Source organism: Paenibacillus sp. Y859 (genome assembly GCF_056786405.1).
The window spans coordinates 278,860-302,666 of record NZ_JBXCIZ010000005.1 but is presented as its reverse complement, the minus strand read 5'-3'; the positions used below and the strand labels follow the sequence as shown (position 1 = coordinate 302,666).

Below are 23,807 nucleotides of genomic sequence, written 5' to 3'. Positions count from 1 at the left end.
AAATATTCAATCTATTACTTCATTTCTGTTTTCCTATTTAATATATCCTACTACATAGATTCTTTACTTCACTCATTCTGAATAGGGATACGCTGAATTACATTTAGTCCAAGTGTTGCTATTCGAATAATCGTAACAAATGTATTCTCGCCATACGATATCCTTTCAGGCCTGGTTATCAGCAGATAATCTGACTGCATTTGTAGTCGCTCTAAATATATCTATATATTTGATTGCCATCGTTCCCCACTCATTTCGGAGCGCATCTTCCCTCGCTCGTAATGCCATTCTCTCCAGCCTTTCTGGGTTCGAGGCTAGCTCCCTAAGCACGATAATCAGGGCCTGGACATCGTCGGGATCTTCCATAACAACAGCGGAGTCCTTGGATAGAATCTCAACTACACCGCAGCGATTGCTCATGATGATGGGCAAGCCTGACGCCATCGCCTCCAGAATCACAAGCGAGAACGACTCGTATCTTGAAGGGAAAATAAACAGGTCGGCAAGTGACATAATTTCCGCGATATCTTTCCTGTAGCCGAGAAAATGGACGCGATGCCCGATCCCTGATTGTTCGACGAGTTTCGGATAGGGACTTTTCTCAGCGGATCCAACCACCAACAAGTGGATATGCTCCACCTCGGTTAACGCATGGATTACGGTACCCAGATTCTTTATCCCAGAATTCAGATCTCCCACAAACAATGCATAGGTCGTATGCTGATCCAACTTATAATCTTCGCGATTGAGTTTCCGCGGATAGAACTCAGTAGTGTCAACACCATTGTGCACCACCGAAATTTGCTTATCTTTTATCTTCGCATCGCTTACAAGTTCCCGCTTTACTTGATCAGATACGGCAATAATGTGTCGGGTTCGCTTCAGTGCAACTCGCTCCAGAATTGCATTAATACCATTGTATACGATATGGTAAAGGGTTCTAATATTCTTCTGCTCCCGAAACGGATGGTATTTGGATTTCACCCATGTGCTATGAACTAAATGTACGCAGTTAATGTCAGACCTTGCATAAGTAATAAATCCGTTGACCACAACCAAGTCGATACTGCGTTGGCGAAGACAGATCGAGATCGAAGAGATAATTGCAAATAACTGATTCCTCAACAAATGAGTCGGTATTTTTTTAACATTAATCCTGATCCACTCTACTTTAGGATGATTCTGGAGGTCCTCTGACAACTCTGAAGACATCACAATTACTTCGTGGTCTTGCTTCAAGGCCTCTATAATGACTTCATAGTTGACTCTGCCTTGTCCGTCGCCCTTCTTCACCTTGTGCGTAACAAAACAGATTTTCATTGGGTTACCTCCTGCTTTGCATGATCAGTAACCATCGAATGATCACGAATCGTGTTCATAAGCGCTTTGGCAATTTTGCTATGGCCCAGTTCGTTCGGATGGAAGCGATCTTCCAAATAATCATTCCATTTATGTAAAGATTGCGACGCGTCACATAGAAATATTCTGTTCGTCTTTTTCCCATTCTCGCAAATATCGTGCAGTACTCTTCGATATCTCTGCATCGAAGCCGGTGATCCCGGAAAGTACTTCTCATCGATATCGCTTGGTGTAAGCAATATAATTTGGGTCTGCACGCTATTATTCAGAACGTACAGAACAAAATCCGTTGTGTGCTGTCTAAATTCTTCTAAGCTCATCCACTGCCTGCCACCAAACACTTTAATCAGGGCCACCTTCACTCTCCAGCGAAGCCCCGACTCCAGCTTTTCCAGCCATCTCCGAATCTTCCGATTCGAATAATAGGGTCTCGGATCCAGCCAACCAGGTCTTCGCCATCGATTGGGCATCCATTTCAAATACTGCTTCTGTTCCCTCACGATCGCTTCAGTAATTCCATGAGCAAACACGATCAAGTCGGGCTGTAATTCCAAAATACGCTGTTCATATCTCTCTCTCGACTCGTTTACCCGCATAGCACTAGCACCCAAGTTCATAATGTCGACAGGTTGAGAAACTATAGTCTTTAACTGGGTTTGTAATAAGTTTGCATAATTGCTGTTGGAGCGAATGACGCCCAATCCTTCAGTAATGGAATCGCCTATAAAAACGATTAACATACTAAACCTCCCTCCGATTCAAAGGTGTTTTCGCAAACGCGAGCGAAATAATCAGTAACAGAATATAACCACTTAGCCCACTCAGTACATTGCTACCTAATAAAAGAAATAGCGTCGCACTGATAGCTGCAAATGAAATCGGGGCAAAGCTTTTCTCTATTTTGCTGATTTTAAAAAGAATCAAAAAGAGATATCCCAATAGCAGTATTACAGCAAGTCCCAATGGAAACCCGAATAAGTAAAATAGATTTAAATAACCATTATCGAACACAGCCAAGGTATCAGAACTCTGAGATAGTTTGACTCCTAGTCCCGAACTGCCTAGTCCTCTTCCGACAGGATGAGCTATCACATCTGAAATGATATATTTAGCAAAAACCAATCGTTCGTTAAAAGAGTGATCTTCCTCCAATGATTCGAATGAACTAAAACGCGATGTCACCTGATCCGCACCCGGCAGTATCGGAAGGACAAATACATACGCTAGCACCATAATAATACTCAAAGTGAGTAGCTGTGTTTTGCTCTTTAGTCGAGAACGGGCAAAGTATGCAACAATCATTATTACACATGCTATCCATCCAACCCGAACCAAAGTAAGCAGCAAGGCGAACGCTACAATCATGATTCCAACAATACCAAACGCTCTCCATTTTTTCTGTACGATCATAACCGCCAGTGCAAATCCCAGAAACATGCCGGTAGGGCCAGGAGAGTTCAGCAGGGAAAACACCCGAAATTGCTGGGGTTCCGGAATCCCCACTGAGTTTATGTCAGCACTAATCATCCAGAAATGATCCCAAGGTGGCAAAACCAAGTATTGGTAGATGCCGTAGGCTCCGACGAGGACCGCAAGGTAAGCGAAGCTTCGCAACCATTTGTCCAATACCTCGTTATCGAATTGACTGACATTCACGTATACCAGAACCAGAAATGGAACAAATAAGTTCAACAATTCATACACAGAAGACAGCCCATACTTCAAGGATCCCAGGATGAACCCATATATCAATGCCGCCCCTATGATCTTTATTATCATTCTTATATTTGGGTCGATCCGATTGTAATGCTTAAGCGTTGGTACCAGTAGAATCAAAGAGACACAGTACGGTGTCAGCATGATAATAGACGTATTACTATATGACTGAAACAACCAATCAAGCAAGCGTCTTACCTCAGGGCTTATCGTCCATATCAAGAGCGTATAAGGAATAAAGATATGGGGGATTTTGGTCTGAATGTGAAGTCCAATCAGCATACTAAAGAGTAGGAATGCCAATTCTATAAGTTTCATATGCATAGAGTCGACGGAACTGACGAATCCAATCAGAACACCTAGTGTAGTGATTAACCCTATTTGTGTTAGTACATTTACCCTTCGGTAGACTTCCCTCTTCCAATATCTTATTCCAAAGATCCTCTCCATGTTCTCCAGCCACCCCATCTTCCTTTAAACGCTATAATTAATCTCTTCAATGCCACGCCTTTTTCACGGGGTAGCATCCTGATGCACTGCACCACCCCAGGTGACGACTTACTTCCTACAATCAACACCCAAATTAAATACATCGATCTATTAATCAACCCAAAATGCTTAGATATCGCATATGTTTCATTATGTGACATATTAAAACAAGCTGTTTCATTAAAGCTATTTCTTTTATCCTCATCAAATCTCTCCGCTGGATAATGATCCACGCACACCATTGGGTCATAGATTAAGTTCCATCCATTATTCTTCACAGACAAACTGAACTCCATATCATTATGAACTTGCGCACCAGTTCCCTTAAGCTTCGTATCAAATTCCAGTCCTTGTAATGCTTCTGAACGGAAGCTCATATTCGCTCCCTTCAGTATGTGTACCATCCGTACGTCACCCATTCCGATATGATGATTACCGATTATTCTGCCGAAGGACGTGATCCTACCCACGGTCGTCTTGCTAGCCTCTACCGGTAGACCACGATGATACACGATATCTCGCCCTCCAATTCCGCCTATTGAGATATCTCGTTCGAAATGTCTAACAATCTTCTCAAGCCAGTCGGGATGGGGAATAGTGTCATCATCTGTTATGGCAATTATAGAGCTAGAAGCCGCTCTGACCCCTACGTTCAGTGCTGCCACTTGCCCTGGCATATCCACAAAGATCACTTTCAAATTAGGAACAGACACCGTTGAAAGACATTTCAGTGTGCTTATATCTTCAGCTCTTACGACTACAATAATTTCATCCGCTTGTGTTCTTTGATCTGATAGTCCTTTTAAGCAATTCGATAGGATATCAACTCTGTTATACGTTGGAACAATTACACTAATGGTCATATTCATTCTTTAAACACTCCATATTTTATATACTGAATTCGGGAGTAACCTTCATTTCGAAACGCTGTTTCATCATCACCGATTTATTCTAACAAGATTTTCTCGGTTGAGGATAGACTCCATACCTTGCAACAGCGGTATACGTAATTCCTCATTCTGTAGCACAAAACTGAACATAGTCATAATTAAGTCCATCTTCTCGCCAACATCATAACGGATTCCCTCGAAATCGTATGCATCACACCAGAAGATATATAGAATCAAGAAAAATATCTAATATTCCTCCTTGTTCACAATCAATTGCACATTTAAGACCTTGCTAGTCCAAGCATAATAATAATTCGAGTTCTTTCCATATGAGTTATCAAGAAGTATATTTGGCTTATCCATTAAGCAAGACAAGATATGACCATGCAGTCTTGAGGTATGTATCGTCTGATACCTACTAAATCGATTAACTGCTTTATATACCAAGTAATCTGAATACTTACTCCAAATGACTTGCATTAGTATCGGAATACTCCCTTTTTGTATTGCTCTACTAATTAGATAAATTAATTTTCTCTCAATACGATTATACAAAGAAACCCAATCCAAAATATCGACACTGCCTTGCGCTTCGATCGACTCCTGTTCTCTCGTTTTTTCGATATCTGTCCGGAAAAAGCTAAGTATCTCTTTATTGGGTCGATTCTTCTCTCGAATTGGCCATAGTTGATGGGCCATGTCAGGCGATAAATAAACAGAACACTCATTCAGTTTTCTGGTTGCTATCTCATAGGACAACGAATCCCGGACATAGAGGTGAATATCTTTATGTCCATTGAGTATTTGCATTGTTGCTTCTAACTCAAGCTCATTTTTATAAAATATTGTCTGTGGTAATATAACAATGCGATGATTGGGATATGTCATAATGACCCTCTCGCGAAGTTTCTGATGCACGGGATACAGATCCCCAAAATTCCCTCCTCCCTGGAATACTATAATATGATCACTAGGAATCTCTAAGTTTTCGGGAAAATCTAGTGCACTGTAACGTGCTCGGACATGAATTTTATATTCTCGGAAGAACGCCTCCGTACCTTTCATAATTAGCAGGTCGCCACCGTTGCTATAAATAGGATAATCAACATAACAAACTTTAGAACCCGATGGGATAACGCTTAAGATTTGACAAAGTTGATTTTTCAGTACATTCATAGGATGAATTTTCTGTTCACTACTTACCATATTAACTTTCTCCTTTACGCTGTATTTTCACTTTCATCTTATCCATCAAAAACTGGAGATCCTCTCGATCAAATATCATTTTCTTCACCTGAACATTAAATACAATTCTCATGGATGCCATTGTCACTACCATTCTAATGAGAGCACCTATTAGTAATGCAATTGCAATTCCATTTAATCCGTACAGGGGAGTTAACACGAATAGTAACCCTACAGTTATTGTCAAAGCAATGATTTGTCGTATTAAGATAAGCCCCGGACGTCCTAATGCGTTGAAAGAAGAAGCTAATATCCATGACCCCCCTCCTAGGATACATTCAACAGAAAGAATGTAGAATGTATTACTAGCTTCCAGAAACTCTGTTCCGAACAAAATCCCCATAAGATAGCGGCCTATAAACATACTAGGAATCAAGATAATTACCATTAACATCATAGATAGTCTAAATGTCCGTCCGACCATAGCAATGACTTTATCCTTTTCCATGCCCGCTACTGTAGGAAAAATCACATTTGTTATCGCCATTTGGACAGAATTAAATACACGGGATAATGCAAAGACAACTGTGTAAAATCCTAAATCCCTTGCACTTAACATAGAGATAATTATGATCTTATCAAATTGATTATAAAGTGTTCCGAGCAATTCAACTCCAAACACTTTACTGCCATATCCAAACAAATACTTATATGCTGTTTCATTCACAAAACCTTTGAACCAATTAATTTGTAATGTGTCTCTTACATTGTATAATGACCATGTAATGATCAATAAATTGGTTGCTAATAAGGTTATAGAAGCAGAATAAATACTTAAACTACCCAACATCCAAAGAATAATTAATCCAGCTAAATTGCAAAGTGGAGCAAATAATTTCACTCCATTATAAGTTCTAAAATCGCCTTTACTTTGTGCCAACGCAGAAATTAAATTAAAGGCAAGGATAATAGGTACCGTAAACACCGCATACCATTGTGCTATTCTAACTATATCTTCTGGATAACTTCCGAGCCACGTAGGAATCCATATCCACGCAACAATTCCTACTATAATACAGACCAGTAATTGAAACAAAAAACCAGCCCGTATGAAATCCCCCCCGTTTCCCCTCGATTGCTTTAAGTTATAAATCAGGGATGTCGGAAGTCCAAATCCAACAAGTCCGGCGAGCATAGTTGGCCAAAACTGAATAGCAGAAAACTCCCCTTTTCCAGCGACTCCAAACAAGCGAGCCGTCAATATGGAGATTAATGTTCCAATAATAATGACCAGTAAATTTGTTGTGCTAGTTCGGAATATTGTCTGAAATAGCCCATTCCCTTTCAAAACTTTTTGTATCGCTAATTGTGACATAACTTTTATCAACCCCTACTTATAGTGCGGGATACCAACAAGAGATCCATTGCGGTAATACATTTTTTTATTGCTTGAATAGAGAGCTTAAAATAAAATAATGCCTTCATTAGCGAATTGTTTTGACATGATGTTCTCGTTCGAGAATACTCTCCATACCTTGCAGCAGTGGTATACGAAGTTCCTCATTCTGTAGTGCAAAGATGAGCGTAGTCATAATAAAACCCATCTTCTCGCCTACATCATACCGGATTCCCTCGAAGTCGTATGCATACACGCCTTGACTCTCATTCAGCTTTTGTATAGCATCCGTCAGCTGAATTTCTCCACCGGCTCCTAATTCTTGCTGTTCCAGAAATCCGAATATTTCCGGAGTCAATATATATCTGCCCATGATCGCCAGGTTTGACGGCGCCTTGCCTGCCGGTGGCTTCTCTACAAAATACTCCACCTCATGTAAACGACCGTACTTGTGCAATGGAGCTACTATTCCATAGCGTTGGGTCTGGTCATGCGGAACACTTTGAACGCCAATCACAGACTTCCGAACTTGATCGAACTGCTCTGCCAACTGCTGGATGCAAGGTGTCTGGGACTGTACGATATCATCTCCGAGCAACACAGCGAATGGCTCATTACCAATAAATTTACGGGCGCACCATACCGCATGTCCAAGTCCCTTTGCCTCTTTCTGACGTATGTAATGAATTTCTACATTAGAGGAACGACGAACTTCATCAAGCAGATCAAATTTCCCTTTGCTGAACAAGTTATTCTCTAACTCGAACGCATGGTCGAAGTGGTCTTCAATGGCGCGTTTGCCTTTTCCGGTCACGATGATAATTTCTTCAATTCCTGCTGCTACCGCTTCTTCCACAATGTATTGAATCGTAGGCTTATCGACAATCGGAAGCATTTCCTTCGGCATCGCCTTCGTTGCAGGTAAGAAGCGTGTCCCAAGGCCTGCTGCCGGAATAATTGCCTTTTTCACTCTTTTCATCATTCATCCACTACCCATCTTTAATTATTCTTTTAACGAAATACCAATATGAATGTCTTAGTTGTAGAAAGGCCTAGCTATGCACTCTTCATTCAAAGAAGAGCATAGCTAGACTTTCTAATAAGGGCATTGAACCCATCCTCACATCACACCCTCGACAATAATGTCTAAGGTCCTTAAGACCCACAGCGTGAACGAGTGCCTACAGTGATAGAGGTGCAGTAGACATTACCTTTACTTACCTGAACACCTCTCTAGTTGTTTATCCCTTCATTCCGTAATAACCCATGTAGAAGTCCGGTTGGTCATCTTGATCGATCCGATTAAGTACAACACCCAGCATTAGTGCATTAACATGACTCAACCGTTCTTTGGCTTTTTTCAAATGAATTTTCTTCACCTTGCCTACGGCAACCACCATAACAACGCCATCGCATAATGTGCTAGCTATGACGCTATCTGTTACAGCTAATACCGGAGGAGTGTCCATGAGAATAACGTCATATTCCTGCCCTAGTTGCTCCAGCATTTCCCGCATTATTTTTGAATCAATGAGTTCCGATGGATTAGCGGGTACCGGTCCGGAAGGTAGTAACGATAAATTACTGACCATGGTTTCCTGGATCACGTCTTCTACACTTATGAGTCCTGTTAACACGGTACTTAAGCCTTTATGATTCGACTGGGAGAAAATATGGTGTAGTGACGGCTTACGCATATCCATATCAATAAGAAGCACATTCTTGCCTTCCTGTGCATAGGTAATAGCCAAGTTGCTTATCGTTGTGGTCTTACCTTCTCCTTCCTGGGATGAAGTGACCATGATGGTCTTCAATACCTGATCATTAGAAGAATAATTGATATTGGTTCGAAGTAATCGATATACTTCCGATATGGGAGATTCGGGATTCATTGAAACAATTAAGCCGTTATTATTGATTGATCGTCGCATACTTGCTCTCACCTGCTTTTTGTTTTTGTAATGCTTTCGTCTTCCGGGAGATCTTCTGATCACCCTTGGTGATCTTCCCTACAGCCGCTAGTACCGGAACGTCCAAGATTCCAACAATTTCAGCTTCTGTCTTCAACGTATCGTCAAGATAATCTAGTAGAAATATCAGTCCAATCGCCAGCATAAGCGAAATGACAAGGCTGATTATAATGTTCATCATCGAATTAATATTAATAGGAGCAGGGGATACAGTCGTGTCTGCCTCGCTTAAAATGGTGATGTTGTCTACATTCATAATGTGTGGTATTTCATCTTTAAATACCGTAGAAACTGCATTTACGATCGCGGCGGCCTTGGCGTACGAACTATCCTGATAGACTAAATTCATCACTTGTGAATTGTTCGCTGAAGTAACAGATATCATTGAAGATATCTCTCTGGAAGTAGCTCCTAATTCAGGGAATCTGTCAACAACTTTATCCATAATGGCAGATGACCGGATGATCTCTTTGTAAGAATTAATAAGGCTAATACTTGTTTGTATAGTACCCGTATTAAGTAATGCCACTTCCCCCGCCGAAACGGACTGATTAACGATAAGCTTGGCGTTCGCCGAATAGATCGGTGTTGTAAAGTACATGCTTTTGACTCCTGTCGCTGCGATTGCAATGACAACAATTGCTAAGATCAGCCACCATTTCTTCTGAATAATTCTAAAGTACTGTTTGAGTTCCATTCCCTTGCAATCCCTCGCTTCATTTGTAGAATATGTGTAACAGACAAAATTCTATTACTAGAGTTCATTTTTGAAGTTTTTATGATACAATTCGTATCATTGATATTCCATACTTTACGATACAATATGTATCATGTCAAGACTTTATCTATAATTTCGATCTTGAAATGGTTCTAGATCTGCTATATACTAACTCGAATAGTTACAATTTGTATCGAAATTTTCATCACTTTATAATTCCTGAAAACAGAATATATAATAGAAGCGCTTTCACAAAGGGAGATGTTATATGCGTATTATTCTTACTGGTATATGGGCTTTCGTTCTGTTCGTTTTCACTTGCTCGGTTAACCTACATCTACTCATCAGATATCATGTGGTTGATTTCCAGTTCAATCCGACTCCTGATTGGTCGGAGCTACTGAGGCTTGATTTTCAATGGACAAGTCATGATTGGATTGAGAGGAAAATAGGACATTTTATCGGTTTCTTTATCCTTGCTTTGCTTGCGTCAAACTTCGGAAAAACTAAATCCGCCTTCTTCTTCTCCATGATCTATGCAGCCGTGACCGAAATTCTCCAGCTATTCTTCTTTCGGGGTGGTCGGATCTATGACATTGCTAACGATTCAGCTGGCATTCTCTTTGCTTATCTACTATGTCTTATCTTGTTATCGCATAAGCTCAAGGTCTATAAGAAACATAATTAATAATCAATGATTTTTGAAATTGCATAAATAATAAAAAAAACACTTGCTACAAATTGTATACTTGTTATATGATAACTCCAGTGATACATTTCGTATCACTCACATCTGTTACTTAATTGATATTAAAGTCAATGGATAGTTCATAACGGAGGAAGACCGAATGAGTGCAATAGCCGGTATTTATCGTTTCAATGGGGAACCGCTTCAGATCGATCATAGCGACCTTATGATGGAAGCTTTGAAAAAGTATCCAACAAATCAAAGCGCAATATGGCATAAGGATCACATTATGCTTGGTTGCCATGCGCAGTGGATCACGGAGCAGTCCATTCACGAAACACTGCCTTACTACGATTCGTATCGCGGGCTTGCCATAACAGCAGATGCCATCATTGACAACCGAGATGAACTAATGGATCAATTGCAAGTCTTACATAACCTTAGGAAAAGCATGACAGACAGTGAAGTATTACTCCTTGCTTATGAGCAGTGGGGTGAACGAATGCCCGAACGACTGGTCGGAGATTTCTCCTTCGTAATCTGGGATGAAGGAAAGAAGCAGCTTTTTGGTGCGAGGGATTTCTCAGGTGCTCGAACACTCTATTATCACCGCAATGAGCAGCAGTTATCTTTCTGCACTGTAATCCACCCTTTGTTGTCTTTGCCTTATATACATAAAGAGCTTAACGAACAATGGCTGGCCGAATTTCTAGCGATCAGCGGTGTGTTCGAGCCACCGACACTTTCAACTACTATCTATAAAAATATTGAGCAGTTACCACCTTCCCATACGTTATGCATCAAGCATAATAAGGTGGTTATTGCTAGGTACGATAGCCTTGCAAATGTAATTCCTCTGCATCTTGCATCATCGCAAGAGTATGAAGAGGAATTCCGGGACGTGTTCAATAAAGCTGTTACGGCAAGGATTCAACGCACTAGCGGAAATATCGGTGCTCATCTTAGCGGAGGATTAGACTCAGGTGCAGTCGTTAGTTTCGCAGCCAAAACCTTACAGAATGATAACCGCATGCTTCATACCTTCAGTTACATCCCTGATGATGGATTCGTTGATTGGACACCGAAGCACAGGCTCGCGGACGAAAGACCACTCATACATCAGACCGTACAGTATGTAGGAAACATAAACGACAATTACTTGGATTTCAAAGGAAGAAGCTCTTTCTCGGAAATAGATGATTGGCTTGACATCATGGAGTCCCCCTACAAGTTCTTCGAGAACTCATTCTGGTTGAGAGGAATCTTTGAGGAAGCACAACAGCAAGGAATCGGTACTCTACTCAACGGAGCCAGAGGAAATTACAGTATTTCTTGGGGGCCCGCAATCGAGTATTATAGCATGCTTATGAAGAGGTTTGAATGGCTTCGCTTATCCCAAGAGATCAATCTATTCAGCAAGAATGTCGGAGTCGGACGTAAACGTATTTATTCCATTGTTAGCCGCAAAGCATACCCTATTGTGGAACGAATAAGACCTACCAACACAAATAATCTTTTTCCGGAATTAATAAATTCAGATTATGCGAGGCAAACCGGAATATATGACAAGCTTGGAGACAGTAAATTCACTGGTATTGGATCCACTCTAGATCTTCCAGCAGATCCACTTGAAGCAAGAAGGCAGCATTTCGACCGCGTGAATATGTGGAGTATCTCAGGGACAAGTACATGTAAGCTCTCTCTTAAGTATTCATTAACGGGCCATGATCCAACCAATGATCTGCGGGTAATTCGGTTCTGCCTGTCGACTCCCATAGAACAATTCGTTCAGAATGGCATGGATCGAGCATTGGTTAGACGGTCTACGAAAGGTTGGCTCCCTGATCCCATCCGCCTCAATCAACGTACCAAAGGGACTCAAGCAGCCGATTCTATCCATCGAATGTCTAAAGAATGGCCTGTTTTTATTGAGGAGCTTGAGCATCTGAGTCGTGATTCTCGAATGCAACAGATCATCAACATGCCTGTCTTCCATGATGCACTAACCCAAGCCCGCTATGGGCTTGATCCTAATCAGGCGTACGACCCTACCATCAAGGTGTTAATGCGTAGCTTAATCGTGTATCGATTTCTCCAAAAAAACTTTTGAAGGGAGGTGACAACAATGAAAAAAGAATGGAACGTACCTGCATTGGAAGTACTTGATATTAACATGACGATGGCTGGCCCTGGTAATAATAGACCTGATGCATTCCAACCGGATCCTGATGAAACGATACATTATACATCCTAAGAAATCATTCTTCTTGAAGAACAGCCCTTATATTCCTGATTGGGTATTAGGGCTTTCCTCTTTTATTCTTATTATAAGCAATGGGGTGAAGACAGTGGTTCATACAATGAGCAAGACCGTTTATAAAGCCTTCGGGTATTCCATACAAAGTGACATCCAACTACCTGAACTGCAACAGATAGACACCCCTGACAGTATTGTCGATATTACCATCCGCTATGCTGACTTAAGTGAAAAATGGTTAGAATTTTCTGTCCCACCGAGAAAATTCGCAGTAACCAAGAATCTAATCATGTTCTGGATCTCGGATTTGGCCATTTTCTCCATCGAGGGTGGGACAATCATCACTATTTCGCCCGAGAAGGGTGCGGACGAGGATAAGATCCGACTATATGTTCTTGGATCATGCATGGGTGCTGTTCTACTGCAGAGAAGGATCCTTCCTCTTCATGGCAGTGCAGTAGTTATTAACGATAAAGCTTATGCATTCATCGGTGATTCCGGCCATGGCAAGTCTACGCTCGCCTCCTCCTTTATTCAAAGGGGATTCCAATTATTAACTGACGACGTTATCGCTGTTACGCTCGGTTCCAACAATATCCCATATGTGACGCCAGCCTATCCACAGCAGAAGCTTTGGCAAGAGAGCTTAGATACCTTCGGCATGAATTCGGATCAATTCCGTCCAGTGTCCGACCGCGAGACCAAATATGCCATCCCCGTCACCTCTCACTTTTCTACCAACACCCTTCCTCTAGCAGGTATATTTGAGTTGATCAAGACAGACTGTAGCCACGCCGAGATTCGAGTAATAGATAAGTTAGAGCGACTTCCGCTCCTTTATCGCCATACATACCGTAATTTTTTCCTTCCAGATAGCAGATTAACCCATTGGCATTTCGATACGACAGCACGTATGTCCGGAAGTATCGACACTTACCAACTCCGGCGCCCATTACATGAGTCTACCGTTCATCAGCTGACCGATATGGTGCTAAATGCAATCAGGAAATAAAAGAGTGGCAAACGGCGATTTCTTCACGGTATTCTATCGGAATGAGGTCGCCTACTTTTTTCTGAAATTGCTTCTTTGTCCATCATTAGCCAAAAGTTTAAATTTGTTCAACTACAAAATTATTGAATCTTGCTGGAGTAGAAGGCGTGCCACCACCACGGTATCTCAACCCAACGATTTGAGACGATCCAACCGCCGCTATATCTGCTGGAGTGAGTCTATAACTTAGTTTTAAATCACCATTAACATACACAGATATAACATTGTTGTTAACCGTTACATTCATCTTATAATAAGTATCATCTACTGGGATTAATGATAATGTCGAAACTATAGTTTCGACTGCAGCTATTCTTCTACATAGTTGCAAAGCATTATTTATGATTTCAGCCCAGAAATGATTGTCTGTATTTATCCATTTAAACATAATCCCAGGTCTACTATAATTGGTGCTACTTGATAATTGACCTTTCATCTTACATCCGATGTTATAATTCGTAGCCCCTACCGTGCTAGAAAGAATAGCTTTCACCGTACTCCCTGGTGCCGTAGCAGAGTAAGCCTCATTTGATGATATGCCCCATATTCCGTTAATAGTGCTCCATGCTCCACCGAGGGTGCTAGCAGTTCCTAAAGATGTTGCGCTATCAGCTCGCTGAAATGAATCATAAACCAAAGCATCTAATGAGGTTGATAAAGTACCGTCATCGGCTACGGTTATTTTATAAGGTATGCCGTTTGGAGAATATACCTTTGTCTTTATATTCATATTTTCAGACTGTATTGATCCATTTGTTAGGTTTATCCTACTCCGGGTTCCGTCCATAGTGTCCGTTAATATTAATCCCTTTTTATCGGCTATTTCAAAATCAGTGTTTGTATAAGCGTGGGGATGTGGTGAGTAAGCGTTAGTATGGTCATAACTTACCATTACCCCAAGTATATAGCTTGGATTGGTCTTGCTTAATTCCATAAAACTAACCTGTATAAAAGACCCACTTGCTCTATTTCCTCTGTTTCGCATTCTTGTCCACTTGAGCGCGGGAATGTTATAGGATTGATCATATAGATAGCCCGATGAGAATTGAAGTCTGCTTCTCATCTTCGTTTGTGTTTCACAGAAAATATAATACTCGTAACAGATGTCCCTTTCGGTATCTACTGCGGAAGTAGAAAGAGATAATAAATTCACAGATGGGGTATTTATACCATTAGGTGTTATTTTTATAATTTTTACATCATTCCCCAAATATAGCTTAGTCTCAGCATTTAATCCCGTGGGGAGTTGTGATATGTCAGTTACTATCGATATCATAGCTCCGTTACTTATAGTCCAACTAGACACTAATTCAGGATTTTTAGCTAGTTGCCCATGGCTTATAGGATTATGTGCTTTTGCATGTAGCACATCTTCCACTGCTCTCGGAGTTGTTAATGTCATTGACGCGGATTCCTTTTTTCTCCTAACAGTGATCTGACTTGGGTCATTTCCAAGTCCATCCAGCATGACATCATCCGTTGCTATATGGTCGAAATAGGCCACCCCTATCGCTCCTGCTGAATAAGGCGATTTATAAGCACCGCCCGCATCCCATTTATCCATGATTAACTTGTTATAGATTTTACCAAAATGAAAGCAATACTTTTGTTTATCTGAGGGGAGCATTAAATCATCAGGGAGAGAATACTGCCATCTGCCCGGCTCGTCTGTGTAGTTAATAGGGGACCAACTTAAACCCATTCCTGAATAGTGACCGCTTGATTCGGATTTCGGTAATAATTTAATACATGCTTCACCCGTCATTTCAAACCGAACTGATTCAAACGCACCGTTTAACCCGACACAGTTAGGCAGTGAGTCATAATCATCAGTATCTTTAACTTGATAGAAACAGTATGGACTAAATCCCATATGAACTCTAATCATCCTTACCGACATTCCGCCACGATGATTAGAAGTGTTGATTATACCCAACATGATACCGCAAAATGAACCACTTACATTCCCACCTTGAAAGAAATAGTCACCACTGTTTCTACGACAATAGACACCAATTAGGCCACTCCAACCACAATCATAGCTTGTTATATGACCTTTCATACTATTTAATAAAAGTCCAACTTTTACCGATTTAGTCGAAATATTCTTAAAGATGGGGGTAGCTGACTCAGATACATCTATAGCAACAACACCCTTAGAAAACATATCGTAGATCCCTGCTTCGAGCTTACTTTTATCGACCCATCTAGATAGATACCGCGAATTATAACCCACAACACCTGATACTCTAAAGTTTTCAAACACCGCATTTACACCTGCGTTTGAAATCCTTATACACGGGAGTAAATCAGTTTCTGTATCCATAGGATCAAACGAGATTAAAGTACCACTGTTTCCGCTATCTACATATGTTGCGACACCTTTTATTCCCCTAGAATTGTTTTCTATGGTGGACTTAACTTTGTACGTTTTCGCACCCAATAGCATTTTTCTTTTTTTTGCACATAGCGTCATAGCATCATTAAATGCTTTTGCATCATCAGTAATTCCGTCACCTTTCGCTCCTGTCCATTCGGGCCGGATTCCATTAACTTTGAAATCCCCTCCGATAACACCACCTAATGACATATCAAATATCCAGTCATCATCACTCGCAACCCAAGTACCATGAATAGTAATCGTCACGCCATTAGCAGGTTTTAATCTAGCATTACGACCAAATACTAGTTTCTTATTTGCAGGAATGGTTATATTTTGCCCTATTAGATAAACTCCTTTGGAGATGAATATTTCATCAGAAGATGCTTGCAGTGCTGATATTACCCCTCCGTAGCTATCTAGTACACCTGTCGGATCAACTATATATTGGCTAATGCTTATCCCATATTCATCTAGCTTGTTCTGTTGTCTTATCTCTGATTCTTGAATTCCAATGCTCATTATTCCATTAGCTACTTCCCTAGCCCTTAAATATAAATCTTCCAAAGCTAACATATCATCTTTGATCGCTTTCGCTGGTAGTGGGGATAGACTCTTCTCGTTCGAGTTATTTGAGTTAACTCCTTGCTCTTCTGTCATTGCAATCCCTCCTGACAACCTGATCGTTATAAATCAACCCTGCTTTCAAACAAATCAATGATATGCCTGGTGTTACTTTACTATATATATTCAGAATAGCTGTTAATTGTAACCACTGGATCTCAGAACAACTCCTTAAGCCATTACTTAAGTACATCTATATCTTCATACCTATTGGAGGGCACTTCAGTTCAAAGCCATCATGGATATGAGTACTACTTCTTCATCAATTCTACATCGTTACACAAATAAAAACGGATACTATCCATTTAAGGACGGTATCCGTTTCAGCGGAAAACATAAAATTGTTATACCTCATTCTTGATGTATGGCTGTTATCATTTTCCTGCTGATGACAACTATTGTACATTTGCTCTAACTCAGTATCATTGAGGTTCGGATGCATTTCTTGCATGAACGGTAGCATCTCAGTTAAAGATCCTGTTCCTAGCCCTGCCTCAATTATCAGTGACTTAAGGCATAATCCCACCTTGTAACTTCTTGAAATTCAAAGGATTACGATTATTATTCACTTAGCTGGCATCTTGAGCAACAGAAAAAAAGCCTCTCATGAAGTTCAATTAGAACTCATGAGAAACCTCTTTTTTAAGAATTAATGTTAACAAGCAGCGCTTACTGCATCTCTTTCGTCGGTCCCATCACGCCCGGCACCGTCAGTCCCGCTTGACGGAGCAATACCGTCATTTGACCGCGATGATGCGTCTGATGATCGATGAGCATCCGCAAAAACTTGCCTCTGATCATCTTGCCTCCAAAAACGTTGATTTCTTCAGTCATCATTTCATCCGTGAATTTTTTTGCTTCGCTATTGTAGGCATCAATAACCGCTTCGTATTTCTCCACGATCTCGCCCATGCGCTCCGGCACTTGAGCCCCCCGCTCGATAGCGGGAGTATTCAATCCGGCAAGCTGTCCGAACCCCCCCGCCGTGCCGACCAAATGCCAAGCCAGCCAGCCCAGTGAGTTATGTCCTTCCACGATCGCCGTGTTCATCTTGTCATCCGTGATCGCTTTCATGACGGACAGCGTACCAGCCGCCGATGCCACCCAATCTGCCAAAAAGTCTTCTGCTTTACGATACATGTTTTTTCCTCCATTGAATGTATTTCTTTCTATTGTATACTCAATGGGACTCTATATTCAAACTGGGTGCGACCCGATTATGAGTTACCCTCTTCTAGCTCCAACCAAGCCACACACTCAACATGAGTCGAGTTGACAGGGAGTACAGACATTAAAATAGAACTGGAATGGCATTTGCCCTTGTCTTTATAGACGCCGATCATTTAGACCGACGCCGATTAGTTCTTCAAAAAACGGCAACCCACCTTTATTTCGTCACGATAAAGTTAGGGAGATTTTTTCAAGATACTTAATTCTTTCTGAATAATCTTGTTTTGCAAAAGTTTCCGAAAGTATATTGTTCGACACTAACACGTCATAAAATGATTTGAACATCTGGGCTGATTTAGCGGAAGTAATCATCATTCTTTGACCGTCAATCATGCTTATTTTGTGGAGTAACGCTTATTTTACCAAAAAATAATCCTTTATTTCATCGAGCAAAAAATCTTCAATAACCTTAACCTCGCTTATATAGCTGCCTGCCTTTATAACATCCCTGCATTTTATAAATGACCAATTTTCCTGTCTGCCTTTAAAATCAGGGTTATTGGCATATACTACACCTTCAAACCCTGCCCAAATTATTGCTGAAGCGCATAGTGGGCAGGGTTCAAATGTTGAATATAGCCAGTAGCCTGACAGTTTATCCGTTTTTAGTTCCATACATGCGCTTCTTATAGCATTTATTTCAGCATGTGCAGTTGGGTCGTGGTCTTTCCAAATTGTTGTTTCGCCTTTGGCAATTATATTACCTAGTGAGTCGATAACTGCTGCAACTATTCCTTTGTCATCCCATGCATCTTTAATCAATTCTCGCATTATCATTTCGCTGGGATGTTCTATACTTGATATCATTATAATCATCTCCTTCTGACCATTGCCGTCCAAAAAATAAATAATATGTAGTTCACATTTCCATACTATTGTACACTAACTTAATTATATATTGGATGGAATAAATTAACAATTAAAGACGCCAGAATGCGGGAAAGCCGATGGCTACGGAGCCGCTTCCTTGTACGTATATGTATGGTACTAATCGTTTGTAACGCCGATTTCCGAAGCCCCTGCATCTTTCTTTTGCTTTGCACCTACTAACGTCGATTTACTGATTCCCGTCATGGATTCGACTTGCGTATACGAATGTGTTACCAGAAGCGAAAGGGCATGTTCGACTTGTTTGCGGTTGAACTTATTCGGACGACCTTCGCGGAAGTCGTCGCGTTGTTTGGCGATCGCCTTGCCTTCTTGCGTCCGTGAAACAATTAGATCGCGTTCGAACTTGGCGAAGGCAGAAAAGATCGTAAGAATAAGGTTTCCATTGGGCGTGTCTTCAATCGTCCCCATATTCATGACGTGTATCTTTACGCCGCGTTTGAATAGTTCCTCTACCGTCGTTAAGGCGTCAATAGTGGAGCGGGCGAAACGGTCAAGCTTCGTCACAACTAATTGATCATCTTACATATTCAACAACATGAAGTGTGATGGATGACAGACACCAAAATGTGTCTGTCGTTCACAATTGATTCTGTGCATCAAACGAAAAAAAATGACACTATGTATGATGGCAAAGGAGGAGTTAATATGAGCAACCGATTGTCGCTCATATTTGGGGTAATAAACCTTCATATTTTGAACAGATGAGTATTGATCTGGAAAAACTTGGTTTTCGTGGTATCGATTTAAACATGGGATGCCCAGTACAAAACGTCGCATCCAATGGAAAGGGTGCTGGATTAATACAACATCCTGAAGTTGCAGCAGAAATTATTCAAGCAGCAAAAGTAGGCGGATTACCAGTTAGTGTTAAGACAAGATTGGGTTACCATGATATTGACGAGTGCCGCGATTGGTTAGGACATATATTGAAACAAGATATTGCGAATCTTTCCATTCACCTTCGTACAAAAAAAGAGATGAGTAAAGTAGATGCACACTGGGAACTAATCCCTGAAATGAAAAAATTACGCGATGAAAATTCTCCAAATACGTTGTTAACCATTAATGGAGACATTCCTGACCGCGCAACAGGATTACAATTAGTAGAACAATACGGCGTTGATGGAGTCATGATTGGCCGCGGCATTTTCACCAATACCTATTTTAGATCAAGAATTAGATTGAAGCATACCCACCTGTGCATGATTAAAACAATGAGAGACCTCCCACAAGTTCAATGAACTCATGAAAGGTCTCTCATTTTTGCACTATGTGATCAAACGGAGTTTCCTCATAAGGAAACTCTTGATGCTACAGACTTCTCAGCCTATATACACATCTATAAAGTTATACATCCACTGATAAATCATATGATAAAAACTCAGGCAGTTTTTGTTCATGCTTGTCGAGCATAATCTGTTCCGGCTTGATGCCCTGCTCACGCAGTACTTCAATGTTCTGCACGAGGAACTCGTCGCTGCCGACAACATAAAAGAGTCCATCCTTGTCCGCAGCAAGACTTTTCACTTCTTCATAGTAGTCTTTACGGTTATCGACAAACTGTGATGTGAACTTCTTGTCAGGTGCGGATTCAAAAATATTAGTGAATAAGAAATCTTTTGATGAATCGATGTTCAAGGAATGAATTTGATTGACGTTGTCAGCACGTTCGAAATAATCAAGTACAAGCGGTCTCAAAGTTGCCAGGCCGACACCTGATGACAGCAAGTAAACATTTTTGTCTTCTCTTTTAAGCGGTATATTCGAATGAGTTTTAAATATTGCAACTTCATTGCCGACTTCAAGATCTCTTAAAATCGTTTTAAACTCAGAGCACTGCTCTCTGATGCGAGTTGTGATACCGATTGAATTTTCGTGCGGTAAAGTAGAGATTGACATGTGACGAATTAGACTACGGTTTGGTTTATCTCCGGCATTAAAACCTTCCAGTGCAAAGTGGGTGTGGGAACCTTCTTCCCATGTAAAGCCTTCCGGACAGTCGAGCAAGTATGTTTTAACCTCAGGCGTTTCTTCAATAATCTTATTTATTTTAGTCCAGTATATTTGCATTATATATTCTCCTTACTCAATTATCTGTATCGTTACGTTCTAGTATATAACAAGTGATAACAATTCTCAATTAAAAAGATTAATTATTTAAGTAAATTTATGTAACTTTAATTCACTGTCAATTTAAACAAAAGGATTGGGTAAAAAACAATTCACCTTAACACATACAGTGCAGGAACGGCAAAACCACTATCAATTTCGTAAGGAGGACACGATCTTATTCGATTACCGCGCCCGATTGTGGAATAACAACAAACTCATATTAGCTAGTATTGTTAAATAAGGTGATACTATTTTATAATTCATATCACATAACCTTTTTATTCTTTTGAAAGTACTTTGCATTTTTAATTCTCGGAATAACTCTATTTATTGCTATTAGCAGAAAACCAAGCATGCAATACACAAAAGTGAAACCTACAATAACTAAAGCCACATTTGCATAGCTGCCAACTCCATCAGGTATGTGACTATTCGGATTTAGAAAGAAATAAGGATAGAATCCATCATACATTCCTCTTATTAATGATATAGCGTCGTAAAGTATTGAGAAGGATAACCAAAACTGTCCCCTTATTGGCTACTGTGAAAATATTATTATTTTATTCTAGTAGGACATCAATGCATCATCTACGTTCTGCAACAACTCAAGCAACTCCCTACCATGATAATCCGTTTTTCTTTGCTCATCTTCTTTGAAATCTGATTCTAATCTATATTCTGACGTTTTGTATTCATCGATATAACGATTTTCACATGTGTTGGGATGCCCAGTACAAAACGTCGCATATAGAACTCCAGTTCCGATCACTCATTTTGATTATACTGGAAAATCTCATTTTTTCATTTTAAAAATCCATTCACGTTCGACAAGGAACAGTAATTTTCACATGGCTTCCGCCTGTATTCAAGTCATTGTGCAACTGAAGCGTACCCTTATGAATTTGTAGCACTTTATTAGCAAAAGCGAGTCCAATGCCATAATGCCCTGTATTGCTTCTGCTCTTATCGCCCGAGTAGAACATCTCCTTTCCTCTTTGGAGCGCTTCTTCTGTAAATCCCGGACCTTCATCCACAATCTCTAAACTGACCATATTCCCTTCAAGATAAGCCGTTAAAATTAATGACAGACCTGCAGGTGTAAAGTCTAAACCATTCATCAAAACGTTCATCAACGCCCGCTGCATTAAATGGACATCAACTTCCCAAGTCGCTTGAATAGGAATACGATTATCCAAAATAAAGGATACCCCTCTGTTCAAAGCGATAGCCTCTGTATCCTTCTGAATCGCCAGTACAAAATCCTGAATTGGTTCCCGCTGAACCTGCTTACTAAACGTCTCATCGCTCTGTGACATTTGTACGAGCAGCTTGATATAATGCTCTACCTGCTGCGATGCAGCGATAATCTCCTTTGTAAACTCTTCTTGCGCTTCTTCCTGTGAGCTCAAGCTCAGCAATTCGGCATTGCCTCTAATGATCGTAATCGGGATTTTAATATCATGAGCTAGAGCGCTAATTTGCTCCTGCTTGCTTCTTTCTTGCACAAGCTGGGCTTGTATTGACTTCTGTAATGCAGTTCGCAAACTATCCAAAGATTCCATCACCTGTTGAAACTCCGCAATCGAAGAGGTCCCTACCACAAAATCCAATTCCTCTACCTTGATTTGCTCTGTAATCGTATTGAGCTTGGAGAACTCGATTCTCATCAATTTGGCGAACCGACGAATATTTCCGAACAACACTCCGAAAAAACAGGCAATAGCCAGAACAGTATAGACAACTGCTGGCGTAGGGATCAACTTACGCAAAATAGGATTTGCAAATTGAACAGCCAAACGGTAACGGATCACGACGTACTCATCGGAGCTTTCAATCGGAGTGTAGACCGCATTGCCTAGTCCGCTAATGTAATTGCCATCGGTCGCCTTTCTGGCCTTCTTGATTTCGGTTTGACTCATATTGCCGCTAACAACGTCCAGATGCTCCTTACTGAGAACGACATAATGCAACCCTGTGGGAATCATCTCAGGTGTCACACTCTTTGCCAGTTGAATCGTCTCTTTCGCTTGTGTAACTAATCGCTCTGAGTAGTTAGCCGGATACAAAACTCCCAACATTAATCCAATAGTAGGAACAAGAACCGTAATCAAACCGATAGCCACTAATGTCACTGATATTTTCAGGGTGAATTTGAATAGATACGTCTGGAATGAAGATGTCTTTACTTCCATATATAGCCCACGCCCCAGACCGTCTCGATCGGATAACAATCGTATACCTTAAATTTCTTACGGATAACGCGAATAAACTCGGAGATAACCTTAATTTGCGTATCACTATCATAATCATACACCGCTTCGAAAATCTCCTCTTTCGTATACACCTTGCCGCGATGAGTCATCAGATACTCACTGATCAAATATTCGTTTTTGGTGAAATCCAGCAATTCGCCCTTCACGCGAACTTCCTTCTTATCAAAATCAAATAAAATATCACCTGAGGCCGCCTTATGCGTGTGTTTGTCCCGATTTTCCCTACGCAAATGAGCCTCAATCCGGGCATTCAGCTCCATAATGCCAAACGGCTTGGTGATATAATCATCGCCGCCCGACATCAACCCCTGCACGATAGCTGCTTCCTCCGTTTTCGCCGTCAGAAATAGGATAGGGCAATCAACGCTATCCCGAATTTTCCGGCATAGCTCAAAGCCATCTACTTCTGGCATCATGACATCGAGTAAAATTAAATCATACCCACAGAAATCCTCAATCGCTACACCCCTGACTGATTCCAGCACTGTTACCTCATGGGCCTTCAATTGTAATGCACTTTTGATAATCTTCAGAATGCTCAAATTGTCATCTATCGCCAATATTCTGGCCATCTATTC

The 23,807-nt window shown here is 40.8% G+C and carries 21 protein-coding genes and 2 pseudogenes; 5 read left to right on the top strand and 18 right to left on the bottom strand.

Annotated features, from left to right (window positions below):
- Positions 1-165: 165 nt before the first annotated feature.
- The 10 genes from AC1TO8_RS14015 to AC1TO8_RS13970 all read right to left on the bottom strand — a co-directional run bounded on the left by AC1TO8_RS14015 (position 166) and on the right by AC1TO8_RS13970 (position 9,702).
- Positions 166-1,320 (bottom strand): glycosyltransferase family 4 protein, encoded by a 1,155-nt coding sequence (locus AC1TO8_RS14015; protein WP_482056235.1) that lies wholly within the window; start codon positions 1,318-1,320, stop codon positions 166-168.
- Positions 1,317-2,099 carry an SGNH/GDSL hydrolase family protein gene (locus AC1TO8_RS14010; protein ID WP_482056234.1) on the bottom strand — a complete coding sequence of 261 codons (783 nt, stop codon included), beginning with the start codon at positions 2,097-2,099 and terminating at the stop codon, positions 1,317-1,319. The genes AC1TO8_RS14015 and AC1TO8_RS14010 overlap by 4 nt, the downstream gene beginning before the upstream one ends.
- A gap of 1 nt (position 2,100) precedes the next feature.
- Positions 2,101-3,525, bottom strand: a complete 1,425-nt coding sequence (locus AC1TO8_RS14005) for an O-antigen ligase family protein (RefSeq protein WP_482056233.1) — start codon at positions 3,523-3,525, stop codon at positions 2,101-2,103.
- A complete protein-coding gene (locus AC1TO8_RS14000; protein WP_482056232.1) occupies positions 3,504-4,433 on the bottom strand; it encodes a glycosyltransferase family 2 protein in 930 nt (309 codons plus the stop codon). Before AC1TO8_RS14000 ends, AC1TO8_RS14005 begins: the two co-directional genes overlap by 22 nt.
- 69 nt (positions 4,434-4,502) lie before the next feature.
- Positions 4,503-4,691, bottom strand: a complete 189-nt coding sequence (locus AC1TO8_RS13995; RefSeq protein WP_482056231.1) for a hypothetical protein — start codon at positions 4,689-4,691, stop codon at positions 4,503-4,505.
- Between the two features lie 9 nt (positions 4,692-4,700).
- On the bottom strand, positions 4,701-5,660 hold the full coding sequence (locus AC1TO8_RS13990) for a polysaccharide pyruvyl transferase family protein (protein ID WP_482056230.1): 960 nt from the start codon (positions 5,658-5,660) through the stop codon (positions 4,701-4,703).
- Between the two features lies 1 nt (position 5,661).
- A complete protein-coding gene (locus AC1TO8_RS13985; protein ID WP_482056229.1) occupies positions 5,662-7,014 on the bottom strand; it encodes a lipopolysaccharide biosynthesis protein in 1,353 nt (450 codons plus the stop codon).
- Positions 7,015-7,123: 109 nt separating this feature from the next.
- Positions 7,124-8,014 (bottom strand): UTP--glucose-1-phosphate uridylyltransferase GalU, encoded by an 891-nt coding sequence (galU, locus tag AC1TO8_RS13980; protein WP_482056264.1) that lies wholly within the window; start codon positions 8,012-8,014, stop codon positions 7,124-7,126.
- Positions 8,015-8,276: 262 nt separating this feature from the next.
- Complete coding sequence (locus tag AC1TO8_RS13975; protein WP_482056228.1) at positions 8,277-8,966, bottom strand: CpsD/CapB family tyrosine-protein kinase; 690 nt, start codon at positions 8,964-8,966, stop codon at positions 8,277-8,279.
- The gene (locus AC1TO8_RS13970) at positions 8,947-9,702 is read right to left on the bottom strand and encodes a YveK family protein (RefSeq protein WP_482056227.1); all 756 of its coding nucleotides are present in this window, start codon (positions 9,700-9,702) and stop codon (positions 8,947-8,949) included. Before AC1TO8_RS13970 ends, AC1TO8_RS13975 begins: the two co-directional genes overlap by 20 nt.
- Before the next feature lie 289 nt (positions 9,703-9,991).
- Between AC1TO8_RS13970 and AC1TO8_RS13965 the strand changes: the two genes are divergently transcribed.
- The 4 genes from AC1TO8_RS13965 to AC1TO8_RS13950 all read left to right on the top strand — a co-directional run bounded on the left by AC1TO8_RS13965 (position 9,992) and on the right by AC1TO8_RS13950 (position 13,680).
- Entirely contained in the window at positions 9,992-10,411 is a 420-nt protein-coding gene (locus AC1TO8_RS13965; RefSeq protein WP_482056226.1) for a VanZ family protein, read from the top strand.
- 160 nt (positions 10,412-10,571) lie between these two features.
- On the top strand, positions 10,572-12,521 hold the full coding sequence (locus AC1TO8_RS13960; RefSeq protein ID WP_482056225.1) for an asparagine synthase-related protein: 1,950 nt from the start codon (positions 10,572-10,574) through the stop codon (positions 12,519-12,521).
- A 15-nt stretch (positions 12,522-12,536) separates the two neighbouring features.
- On the top strand, positions 12,537-12,665 hold the full coding sequence (locus AC1TO8_RS13955; protein ID WP_482056224.1) for a paeninodin family lasso peptide: 129 nt from the start codon (positions 12,537-12,539) through the stop codon (positions 12,663-12,665).
- 94 nt (positions 12,666-12,759) lie between these two features.
- A complete protein-coding gene (locus AC1TO8_RS13950; RefSeq protein ID WP_482056263.1) occupies positions 12,760-13,680 on the top strand; it encodes a phosphoenolpyruvate carboxykinase (ATP) in 921 nt (306 codons plus the stop codon).
- Between the two features lie 97 nt (positions 13,681-13,777).
- Here the strand turns inward: AC1TO8_RS13950 and AC1TO8_RS13945 are convergent, their stop codons facing one another.
- The 4 genes and pseudogenes from AC1TO8_RS13945 to AC1TO8_RS13930 form a co-directional block, all read right to left on the bottom strand.
- Entirely contained in the window at positions 13,778-16,759 is a 2,982-nt protein-coding gene (locus tag AC1TO8_RS13945) for a hypothetical protein (protein WP_482056223.1), read from the bottom strand.
- A 633-nt stretch (positions 16,760-17,392) separates the two neighbouring features.
- A complete protein-coding gene (locus AC1TO8_RS13940) occupies positions 17,393-17,863 on the bottom strand; it encodes a DinB family protein (RefSeq protein WP_482056222.1) in 471 nt (156 codons plus the stop codon).
- 444 nt (positions 17,864-18,307) lie between these two features.
- Entirely contained in the window at positions 18,308-18,760 is a 453-nt protein-coding gene (locus AC1TO8_RS13935) for a nucleoside deaminase (RefSeq protein WP_482056221.1), read from the bottom strand.
- A 180-nt stretch (positions 18,761-18,940) separates the two neighbouring features.
- Positions 18,941-19,360, bottom strand: a pseudogene (locus AC1TO8_RS13930) (recombinase family protein); the annotation flags it as partial.
- A 131-nt stretch (positions 19,361-19,491) separates the two neighbouring features.
- Between AC1TO8_RS13930 and AC1TO8_RS13925 the strand changes: the two are divergent.
- Positions 19,492-20,005 (top strand): annotated as a pseudogene (locus AC1TO8_RS13925) (tRNA dihydrouridine synthase); the annotation flags it as partial.
- A gap of 186 nt (positions 20,006-20,191) precedes the next feature.
- Here AC1TO8_RS13925 and AC1TO8_RS13920 read toward each other — a convergent pair.
- The 4 genes from AC1TO8_RS13920 to AC1TO8_RS13905 all read right to left on the bottom strand — a co-directional run bounded on the left by AC1TO8_RS13920 (position 20,192) and on the right by AC1TO8_RS13905 (position 23,801).
- On the bottom strand, positions 20,192-20,914 hold the full coding sequence (locus tag AC1TO8_RS13920; RefSeq protein WP_482056220.1) for a dihydropteridine reductase: 723 nt from the start codon (positions 20,912-20,914) through the stop codon (positions 20,192-20,194).
- A gap of 607 nt (positions 20,915-21,521) precedes the next feature.
- Positions 21,522-21,725 (bottom strand): hypothetical protein, encoded by a 204-nt coding sequence (locus AC1TO8_RS13915; protein WP_482056219.1) that lies wholly within the window; start codon positions 21,723-21,725, stop codon positions 21,522-21,524.
- A gap of 49 nt (positions 21,726-21,774) precedes the next feature.
- Complete coding sequence (locus AC1TO8_RS13910; RefSeq protein WP_482056218.1) at positions 21,775-23,148, bottom strand: sensor histidine kinase; 1,374 nt, start codon at positions 23,146-23,148, stop codon at positions 21,775-21,777.
- Complete coding sequence (locus AC1TO8_RS13905) at positions 23,139-23,801, bottom strand: response regulator transcription factor (protein ID WP_482056217.1); 663 nt, start codon at positions 23,799-23,801, stop codon at positions 23,139-23,141. Before AC1TO8_RS13905 ends, AC1TO8_RS13910 begins: the two co-directional genes overlap by 10 nt.
- Positions 23,802-23,807: the final 6 nt, after the last annotated feature.

Bases quoted from the DNA above. Each gene is read 5' to 3' on its own strand.
- AC1TO8_RS13970 (WP_482056227.1), bottom strand. From the start codon at position 9,702: ATGGAACTCAAACAGTACTTTAGAATTATTCAGAAGAAATGGTGGCTG.
- AC1TO8_RS13940 (WP_482056222.1), bottom strand. From the start codon at position 17,863: ATGTATCGTAAAGCAGAAGACTTTTTGGCAGATTGGGTGGCATCGGCG.
- AC1TO8_RS14015 (WP_482056235.1), bottom strand. From the start codon at position 1,320: ATGAAAATCTGTTTTGTTACGCACAAGGTGAAGAAGGGCGACGGACAA.
- AC1TO8_RS13955 (WP_482056224.1), top strand. From the start codon at position 12,537: ATGAAAAAAGAATGGAACGTACCTGCATTGGAAGTACTTGATATTAAC.
- AC1TO8_RS13985 (WP_482056229.1), bottom strand. From the start codon at position 7,014: ATGTCACAATTAGCGATACAAAAAGTTTTGAAAGGGAATGGGCTATTT.
- AC1TO8_RS13965 (WP_482056226.1), top strand. From the start codon at position 9,992: ATGCGTATTATTCTTACTGGTATATGGGCTTTCGTTCTGTTCGTTTTC.
- AC1TO8_RS14010 (WP_482056234.1), bottom strand. From the start codon at position 2,099: ATGTTAATCGTTTTTATAGGCGATTCCATTACTGAAGGATTGGGCGTC.
- galU (WP_482056264.1), bottom strand. From the start codon at position 8,014: ATGAAAAGAGTGAAAAAGGCAATTATTCCGGCAGCAGGCCTTGGGACA.
- AC1TO8_RS14005 (WP_482056233.1), bottom strand. From the start codon at position 3,525: ATGGAGAGGATCTTTGGAATAAGATATTGGAAGAGGGAAGTCTACCGA.
- AC1TO8_RS13945 (WP_482056223.1), bottom strand. From the start codon at position 16,759: ATGACAGAAGAGCAAGGAGTTAACTCAAATAACTCGAACGAGAAGAGT.
- AC1TO8_RS14000 (WP_482056232.1), bottom strand. From the start codon at position 4,433: ATGAATATGACCATTAGTGTAATTGTTCCAACGTATAACAGAGTTGAT.
- AC1TO8_RS13920 (WP_482056220.1), bottom strand. From the start codon at position 20,914: ATGCAAATATACTGGACTAAAATAAATAAGATTATTGAAGAAACGCCT.
- AC1TO8_RS13910 (WP_482056218.1), bottom strand. From the start codon at position 23,148: ATGGAAGTAAAGACATCTTCATTCCAGACGTATCTATTCAAATTCACC.
- AC1TO8_RS13960 (WP_482056225.1), top strand. From the start codon at position 10,572: ATGAGTGCAATAGCCGGTATTTATCGTTTCAATGGGGAACCGCTTCAG.
- AC1TO8_RS13935 (WP_482056221.1), bottom strand. From the start codon at position 18,760: ATGATATCAAGTATAGAACATCCCAGCGAAATGATAATGCGAGAATTG.
- AC1TO8_RS13975 (WP_482056228.1), bottom strand. From the start codon at position 8,966: ATGCGACGATCAATCAATAATAACGGCTTAATTGTTTCAATGAATCCC.
- AC1TO8_RS13905 (WP_482056217.1), bottom strand. From the start codon at position 23,801: ATGGCCAGAATATTGGCGATAGATGACAATTTGAGCATTCTGAAGATT.
- AC1TO8_RS13990 (WP_482056230.1), bottom strand. From the start codon at position 5,660: ATGGTAAGTAGTGAACAGAAAATTCATCCTATGAATGTACTGAAAAAT.